This is a genomic window from Evansella tamaricis, assembly GCF_019042215.1.
Taxonomy (GTDB): domain Bacteria; phylum Bacillota; class Bacilli; order Bacillales; family Salisediminibacteriaceae; genus Evansella; species Evansella tamaricis.
In genome coordinates, this window is sequence record NZ_JAHQCS010000103.1 from 1 (window position 1) to 8595 (window position 8595).

Consider the following 8595-nt stretch of genomic DNA (forward strand, 5'->3'; position numbering starts at 1 on the left):
TCGGAAGTGACAACCGAAGTCAAAGAGCGGACTTCTAGTTGTCATTCCTCCACTGCCCTACGCTCGTGACCAAAGGCGCTTGCGCTTTTCTTATGTCTAGCTCCAGCGCCCTACGCTCGTGATACTAGGCGATTTTGCTTTTCTCATTTAGGTCGGTGCAAATCAATTTAATGTTAAGATGAATATTTTTTTTCTTCCTTGGAAAAGATGTCAAAGTGAAAGGAGTGAATGATATGGACCTGTTTAAAAAACTGGGGAAATGTTTATTTTTTACTGTGTTACTTCTTGGTGCAATCTTTACTACTTTTTCTGGCATATCAAATGTAAAGGCTGATGAACTTAAGACTTGGATATATCCACAAAATGTTTTATTGGATCAACAACCACAATTTTATGGTAGTAACTTAATGGAGAGGGATACGATGCTCCAAAAAAGGAGTTTAACAAGCATGATACCCGAGGAAAGGAAAATAATAACCCACGATACAGAGGAAGCTTCAGTAACTCTGGAGGAATCACAAGATTGGAGTAAATATCCTTCCCTTGAGGTAGTAGCTACAGGCTATACTGCTGGTCCTGAATCAACAGGGAAAACAGAAGGGCATCCTCAGTATGGTATAACTTTTTCTGGTGTAAAAGTTAAAAGGGATTTGTATTCCACAGTGGCTGCAGACCCTGATGTATTTCCAATCGGAACAATACTTTTTATTCCCGGATATGGATATGGGGTAGTGGCAGACACGGGATCAGCTATTAAAGGAAATAAAATTGACTTATATTATGAAACTGTTCAAGAGGTGTACGATCAGTGGGGTAAACGTTCTATAGAAGTATACGTTATTGAACGTGGAAATGGAAAGCTGACTGACCAAGATTTAGTTGAATTAAATGAAGATGAGGCCGTACAAGTATTTAGGAGACAATTATCATTTGTTGATGCATCATAAAAGAAAAAAAACTGTTGTCCATCTTAATGGGCAACAGTTTCTTTTTTAAAAGATAATAAGTTTTTGCACCTTCGGGCAATGTCTAGCACAAACGCCTACTCGCTGCGGGGCACTTCGGAAGTGACAACCGAAGTCAAAGAGCAGACTTCTTGTTGTCATTCCTCCACTGCCCTACGCTCGTGAGCCTAGGCGCTTGCGCTTTTCTTAATGATTAGTGCAATATTGCATGTAAAATTAATGAAAGAATTATTCCCAGTAGACCCCCGAAGAAAACCTCAATTGGTTGGTGACCTAATAATTCTTTTAATTCTTTCCTCTTTTCCTTCTCCTTTTTAGCCGGCCACGACTTCATTTCTTCCATCAATTTATTGAAATCCATTACTAGTGAATTTAATACAGTAGCCTGCTCTCCTGCATGTCGACGAACACCTGTCGCATCAAACATAACAATTACTCCAAATATGGCAGAAATAGCGAAAAAAGGTGATCCTAAACCTTCTTCAATAGCAATTGCAGTAGACAAGGCTGTAACAGCACCTGAATGGGAACTGGGCATGCCTCCAGTACTGGTGAGAAGAGTCCAGTCAAACTTTCTTGTTGCAATATATTGTAATGGAACCTTTATAAATTGAGCAAAACCAATGGTAAATAAAGCTGCCCACAGTGGGAAGTTAGTAAACAAATCCATAACGAAGATTGTCCTTTCTGAAGTTGATATCATACTATACCCAAAATAAGAGGAAAATTAATCTTTTAATTAACATAATTGGCAACGTTCATTATAGCATATCTTTAGCAATGTATATCTAGATACTAGTCATAAAAAAGTATAATTTTTCATGGTGCATCTCAAATAGTAAAATCGACTCCTTTCATTAATATTACCCGTTCAATATTTGAAAATGTATATTTTTATATAAAATAGTGAATTAACTTTAATCAGTAAAATAAGCATAATTCAGTAAACTAACTAGCATTTTTACAGAAAGTATGAATAAAAATAAAAAACAAAAACATAAGGTTGTCATAAGTTTAGCAAAAAGAGGTTTTATAGTATTGAAAATCGGGAATAGAAGAATGGAGTGTTTGTGAAAAACACCATCCACAATACAGAACAGAGGATTTGGGAATTAGATGGAGTTGATAGGAGGATTATTATATATGACCGATAGTATTTTGTATTGAGTGTAATATATAAAGGATAATCCTTCATTTTCCCTATATATACTTTTTGAGCTATTTATCCTATTGCTATATGATATTTAATAGGCGAAATAATTGAAAAAAGCGTATCTACGTTAATCGCAACCTTTCGACATAAATAGCGAAAGTTTTAAGTGAAGTAAAAGTTGCAAATCTATAACCTAGTAAATAGGGTGGCATACTCGGAGTAATTTCATTGATTTCCTATTGATCATGGGGAGGAGGGGTACATAAGTTGAATGCAATAAAAAAGGTGTTTAAATTACTTGACACACTACTTATTAAATTTGAGATTTTCGTACTAAGTTGGTCGATTATTATTATAGCTATTATGACTTTTGGTAATGTAGTGAATCGGCAAATAACTGGCCGAAGCTGGTTGTTTGCGCAGGAGATCAGTGAGATAGCCATTATAATGGCAACATTTATGGGTATAAGTTATGCGGCGAGAAAAGGAAGACATATTAGTATGTCGGCATTTTTTGATCTTGCTCCGAAAAAAGTGAAAAAAGTACTAGCTGTTATTAATCCTTTAGTAACTGCAATAATACTATTTGTTTTAAGCTACTATGCTTATATTTATACGACAATGCAAACAAGAACAACAGCATCCTTGGAACTTCCATACTGGGTAATGGTCATGTTTATTCCTATCGGGCTGTTTTTAGGGGGAATACAATTTTTAAGGAATGTCTGGGTAAATCTTGTGAATGAAGAAGTTTACTTGGCTCAAGAAAAGAAAGATTATGATGAACAATAAAATAAACATTGAGAGGAATAAAATATGGAGTGGATTATTCTATTAACAATGGTCGTCTTGCTCATCATGGGTTTTCCAATGATGATCCCACTGATTGCAGGGGCGTTTGTTTTGGTTTTCTTTTTTCTGCCACAGTTGGACCCCCTCATTTTAATTCAACAAATGAGGTCAGGAATAGTACCATATGCCTTGTTAGCAGTTCCCTTGTTTATCTTCGCTGCTGATATCATGTCAACAGGTAAGACATCAAACCGCTTAGTCGATTTTGTTGGAGCATTCGTAGGCCATTTACGGGGAGGATATGCCATTACAACTGCAGCAGCATGTACGTTGTTTGGGTCGATATCAGGTTCAACTCAAGCTACAGTTGTGGCGGTAGGGACTCCGATGAGAAAACGTTTATTAAAAATGGGGTATAAAGATTCAAGTGCGATAGCACTAATAATTAATGCAAGTGATATTGCATTACTTATACCTCCAAGTATTGGGATGATTATCTATGCGTTAGTATCAGATGCATCGGTTGGGCAATTATTTATAGCAGGGATCGGTCCAGGGGTATTGATTTTCTTGTTCTTTGCAATTTATGCATATGTACATGCTAGAGTTTTCAAAATTCCCCGTGTGGACAAAACAACTTGGAGAGAGAGACTCCAAGTTACTAAGAAAGCAATTTTACCATTAGGTTTCCCGATAATTATCGTCGGTGGTATATATACAGGACAGTTTTCACCAACAGAGGCAGCAGGAATCTCTGTATTATATGCACTAATTTTAGAAGTGTTAATCTATCGGACTATTAAAATTACTGAGATTCCAAAAGTGGCAATGTCCAGTGGACTTGTTACGTCAGCAGTATTTATTTTAGTTGCCGCAGGTCAGGCTTTTTCAATGGCTATTAATAGGGCACAGATTCCACAAACGTTGACTTCGGCAGTTTTAGGACCTGATCCTTCAGCTTTAACCGTATTGTTTATTGTTGCCTTATTCTTCTTTATTGGTTGTATGTTTGTGGATCCGATAGTCGTAATTTTAATATTAACTCCTATTTTTGCACCAGTAGCTACCGCTGCTGGAGTAGATCCAGTTCATTTAGGAGTTGTCATAACGTTCCAAGCTGCACTTGGTTCAGCAACACCACCATTTGGAGTAGATATATTTACCGCAAGTGCGGTCTTTAATAAATCTTATTTGGATGTTATACGGGGAACACCGCCGTATATTGTAATGTTAATTATTGTAGCAATATTAGTTATTCTATTTGAGGACATCTCCTTATTCTTACTTCGTTGGATGTAAGAGGAGTGGCCTTTGAATAAAAAAAATTTTTATGGGGGTAATTAGTCAAATGTTCAAATCCAAGAAACGAAATTTCCTAGTTAGCGCAGTACTTAGTTTAAGTCTCATTTTAGCTGCCTGTGGTGGTGACGATGATGGAACAACTGACGATGGAAATGGAGATGTGAATGGAGATACCACTGGAGAAGATACAACAGAAACTGATGAAGGTGCTGATGAAGCAAAAAGTCCAGAGTATCATTGGGATTTTGTAACAGAAGAGTATCAAGGTCAAGTACAATATGAATATGCTGCTGAATTCGCTAGACGGATGGCTGAAAAGTCTGATGGAAGAGTAGATATTACAGTTTACGAGTTTGGTGGACTTGGGGATGAGGTCGACCAAGTGGAACAATTACAACTAGGTTTTACTGAGTTTGGAATTGTTTCCCCTGGATTTACAGGAACTATGGTTGAAGAAGCACAACTATTTGCATTACATTTCTTATTCCCGGATGATGTTGCATTAACTCAAGAAATTTTAGATTCTAGTGAAGCACTAAATGTACATTTACGTGAAAAGTATGAAGAGCATAATATGACTCCATTAGCATATTTCACAGAAGGTCCTATGCAGTGGACTAGTAATGGCCTTCCTTTAACTACACCTGATGATTTTGACGGATTTAAAATGCGTATTCAACAATCTCCTTTAATCAGTCAGTCATATGAAGTTTATGGTGCTGATCCAACTCCGATGAGCTGGGGAGAATTATACACTAGCTTGGACCAAGGTGTAGTAGATGGACAAGAAAATCCAATCTTCTTTATTGAAGATGCTGGTTTCCATGAAGTTCAAGATTATATGACAATCTCAAATCATAATAACTATGTTGCTATGACAGTTGTAAATACAGATTTCTATAATGGTCTTCCAGAAGATATTCAGGGAATGATCGATGAAACTGTTGCTGAGTTAAGAGATTGGGTATTTGACTTACAAGATCAAATGAATTCTGACTTATTAACAGCAATGGAAGAAAGTGAAGAACACCCTACAGAAATCTATAATTTAACAGAGGATGAGCGTCAAGCATTCCGTGATCTAGCAATGCCTGTCCGTGACTTCTTCCGTGAGAACTATGGTGATGATGCAGGTAGAATTCTAGACCTCTTAGAGGAAGAAATCGAAGCAGCCAGAAATTAATTTTTAGTTATATAGAAAACCTGGGGGAAGTATTCCCCCAGGTTTTTTAAGTTCACAAAAAGTTCGGGGACCTGGTCCCCGAACTTTTTGTGAACTTATTGACACTTTCATATTGTGATGCTATATTTATATACGTTTTAATACATTAGTGATTTAGTTAAATAAAGTAATGAAGTATAGAGGAGCAGATGTTATGAATGCCGTTGTAATAGCAGTATTGATTATGATTTTATTAAGTTTGTTACGAATACATGTTGTCATTGCATTAGTTACAGGCGCAATTGTTGGTGGATTGACAGCAGGGTTCACACTGGATGAAACATTAACGATCTTTGGTAATGGTTTAGGGACGAATGCAGGAGTAGCATTAAGTTATGCCATGCTTGGTGCCTTTGCTATTGCCATTAGTTTCACTGGATTGCCTAATTTATTGGTTCAAAGCGCTATATCTGTAGTTGGTAAAAATGGCGAATCAAAGAAGAAGACGTTAACGAAAGTATTGATTCTCTTCGGTATTCTCTTAATCTCTGTTTTCTCTCAAAATATTATTCCTATTCATATTGCATTTATACCTATTTTAATACCGCCACTGCTTAAAGTTTTTAATGCTCTCCTACTAGATAGGAGAACTGTTGCGACAATTATGACTTTTGGATTAAAGGCGCCCTATATTCTATTTCCATTTGGATTCGGTCTTATATTTCATGAAATAATTGAAAGAAACATGGCTGACAGCGGCATGGATATAGAACTGGGAATGATACCTCAAGCATTGGTATTACCAGTACTTGGCATGGTTCTTGGTTTATGTTTTGCTGTTTTTGTTTCCTATACTAAGAACAGGATTTATGAAGAGCGAGGACTGGAAAAGGGAGAAAATGAGGAAAGTGACTTTTCTTATTCAGCTTCTTCTGCGTTAATTGGAATCCTATCGATCCTTACTGTGTTACTTCTACAATATTTCACGAAGTCAATGATATTTAGTGCTTTTACTGGACTAACTATTTTGTATATCTATTTTACTTACTTACATTTTTCTGGAAGGTATACTTTATCTAAGTCTGAATCCTTAATGACAAATGGGATGAAAATGATGGCTTTTATTGCCTTTGTGATGATTGCTTCAGGTGGATTCGCTGAAGTCCTACGAGAAACGGGACATGTGGATTCATTGGTGTCAACCGTAGCTAATATAATTGGCGAAAATAAAGGGTTAGCTGCAATGTTAATGCTTGTTGTTGGTTTGTTAATTACAATGGGAATAGGTTCATCATTTTCTACTATTCCAATAATTACGGTTATATTCGTTCCGTTAGCAGCAACGATTGGATTTAGCCCACTGGCAACCATTGCCCTAATTGGTACAGCTGGAGCTTTAGGAGATGCAGGTTCTCCTGCATCGGATAGTACTTTAGGTCCAACTGCAGGATTGAATGTAGATGGGCAGCATCATCATATATGGGATACCTGTGTCCCTACATTTTTACACCTTAACCTTCCGTTAATGTTATTTGGTTGGATTGCGGCAATTATATTGTAATTTGATTTTTATTAGAATAATAGGGAAATTATTTGACTGTGAGGAAAAAATGTTGAGGTTATAATGCAATAAAAGGAGCTGGTATAAATCCAGTTCCTTTTTGTTGTTTGCCAGGAATTTTAGGGTGTTATTACTTGTGGATCAGTTGAAAATATGTAATGCATTTAGTCTAGTGTTTTATTGTAAACGGGTGAACGAAGGAGCACTCTATATTAAAATTCTGGTAGATAAAGATACTTAAGTGTTTCTGATTTGATATTATGCTGTTTGTTTGGATTGATTGATGTTACTTCTTCGACTATTCGTTGCTTTAATTATTTTTGGTGCAATTACAGCACCCAGTCCGGTTACTATAATATCTTTCACAAAAAATGGTGCCATTAAGATGGATGTAGTTAATAATGTAACATCAGGTATTTCCAATATAAATTTCTGGTGAGCAAATAAATAAGGTACCCCGATTAAATAGTTAATGACTAACCCCATATAACTTGCAAATACATATATTATTAGTGAAGGTTTCTCCGTTTTCTCAATAATAAAGCCTACTACAAATGTCAGGGCTATAAATGATAGTATAAATCCGAAAGTTGGGCTAACTAAATTGTGCATTCCTCCCTGGAATCCTGAAAAAACTGGAGCGCCAATTAGCCCTACAATTGTATAACCAAGCATGGAAAATGTCCCAACTTTTTTTCCGAGGATAACCCCCGCTAAAATGGCAATTACAGTTTGGAAGGTTAATGGGACAATTCCTATTGTAATAAATGCAGTAAGATTTGCTCCAATACCCATTAGTGCAATGAACATAGCTGCTTTAGTTAAATCCACGACGGTAAATGGATTATTAATTTTCTTTACCATAGTCTATCTCCTTTCCATTATTGTTCACTAAATTATTTCGTAAGTTGACAATAGAATATACTTTGTGATCTGGATTGTCAACAGAGATCTATAATATAGTTAACGTTTTTGAAAGAAAAGATAAGTTTTTGCACCTTCGGGCAATTTGTCTAGCTCCACCGCCTACCCGCTGCGGGGCACTTCGGAAGTGACCAAAGGCGTTTGCGCTTTTCTTATTAAGTACGATCATATTGAAAGAAGTTTACTTGTTTCCTTATAACCTTCCCCTCATTTAAATATATCAGGGATATTATTATGAAATAAAAAGAATATTAGACTTTTTAGTTTACTGTAGAAAGGCTTAGTACCAAAATTTATAAATTGTAATCTATAACTAATACCGCTTGCAGGTGTTTCTCTATTGTGATATATTATCTTTTGTCAAAAAAATCACCTTTGAAAGTCTAAGAAATTTTTATAGATTATTTATTGACTTAAGGAATGATAAATGATATATTAATATTTGTCGCCAAAAACAAACTACGAGAAACAAACAAAAAAAGTTCTTGACGACTGGAAGTTATATTGGTATAATATAAGAGTTGCTGTAAAAACAACAACATCTTAATTTGACCTTTGAAAACTAAACAAAAAGCCAAGCGAAGTGGGATATGAATTACTTCATCATAATGATGAAGCGATAATGAAATATCCCGTCAATGAAGAAGTAAAAATTAGCCAAAATTTGGCTTGACGCTAGTCGTCAAACTCAACACTTTATTGGAGAGTTTGATCCTGGCTCAGGACGAACGCTGGC

Annotated in this window: 7 protein-coding genes; 5 read left to right on the forward strand and 2 right to left on the reverse strand. The window is 36.0% G+C overall.

The features are described 5' to 3' along the window. Positions 1 to 233: 233 nt before the first annotated feature. Positions 234 to 947: a 3D domain-containing protein gene (locus KS419_RS12545; RefSeq protein ID WP_217066750.1), complete on the forward strand. Its 714-nt coding sequence runs from the start codon at positions 234 to 236 to the stop codon at positions 945 to 947. Positions 948 to 1158: 211 nt separating this feature from the next. Here the strand turns inward: KS419_RS12545 and KS419_RS12550 are convergent, their stop codons facing one another. Then, positions 1159 to 1635 carry a divergent PAP2 family protein gene (locus tag KS419_RS12550; protein WP_217066751.1) on the reverse strand — a complete coding sequence of 159 codons (477 nt, stop codon included), beginning with the start codon at positions 1633 to 1635 and terminating at the stop codon, positions 1159 to 1161. Positions 1636 to 2385: 750 nt separating this feature from the next. Between KS419_RS12550 and KS419_RS12555 the strand changes: the two genes are divergently transcribed. The 4 genes from KS419_RS12555 (at position 2386) to KS419_RS12570 (ending at position 6935) form a co-directional block, all read left to right on the forward strand. Continuing rightward, the gene (locus KS419_RS12555) at positions 2386 to 2910 is read left to right on the forward strand and encodes a TRAP transporter small permease (protein WP_246593952.1); all 525 of its coding nucleotides are present in this window, start codon (positions 2386 to 2388) and stop codon (positions 2908 to 2910) included. Positions 2911 to 2934: 24 nt separating this feature from the next. Next, entirely contained in the window at positions 2935 to 4209 is a 1275-nt protein-coding gene (locus KS419_RS12560) for a TRAP transporter large permease (protein WP_217066752.1), read from the forward strand. Between the two features lie 49 nt (positions 4210 to 4258). Further along, positions 4259 to 5395 carry a DctP family TRAP transporter solute-binding subunit gene (locus KS419_RS12565; RefSeq protein ID WP_217066753.1) on the forward strand — a complete coding sequence of 379 codons (1137 nt, stop codon included), beginning with the start codon at positions 4259 to 4261 and terminating at the stop codon, positions 5393 to 5395. Between the two features lie 193 nt (positions 5396 to 5588). Continuing rightward, complete coding sequence (locus KS419_RS12570; RefSeq protein WP_217066754.1) at positions 5589 to 6935, forward strand: Na+/H+ antiporter family protein; 1347 nt, start codon at positions 5589 to 5591, stop codon at positions 6933 to 6935. A 258-nt stretch (positions 6936 to 7193) separates the two neighbouring features. On the opposite strand, the gene KS419_RS12575 is transcribed toward KS419_RS12570, so the two are convergent. Continuing rightward, positions 7194 to 7799 carry a biotin transporter BioY gene (locus KS419_RS12575; RefSeq protein WP_217066755.1) on the reverse strand — a complete coding sequence of 202 codons (606 nt, stop codon included), beginning with the start codon at positions 7797 to 7799 and terminating at the stop codon, positions 7194 to 7196. Positions 7800 to 8595: the final 796 nt, after the last annotated feature.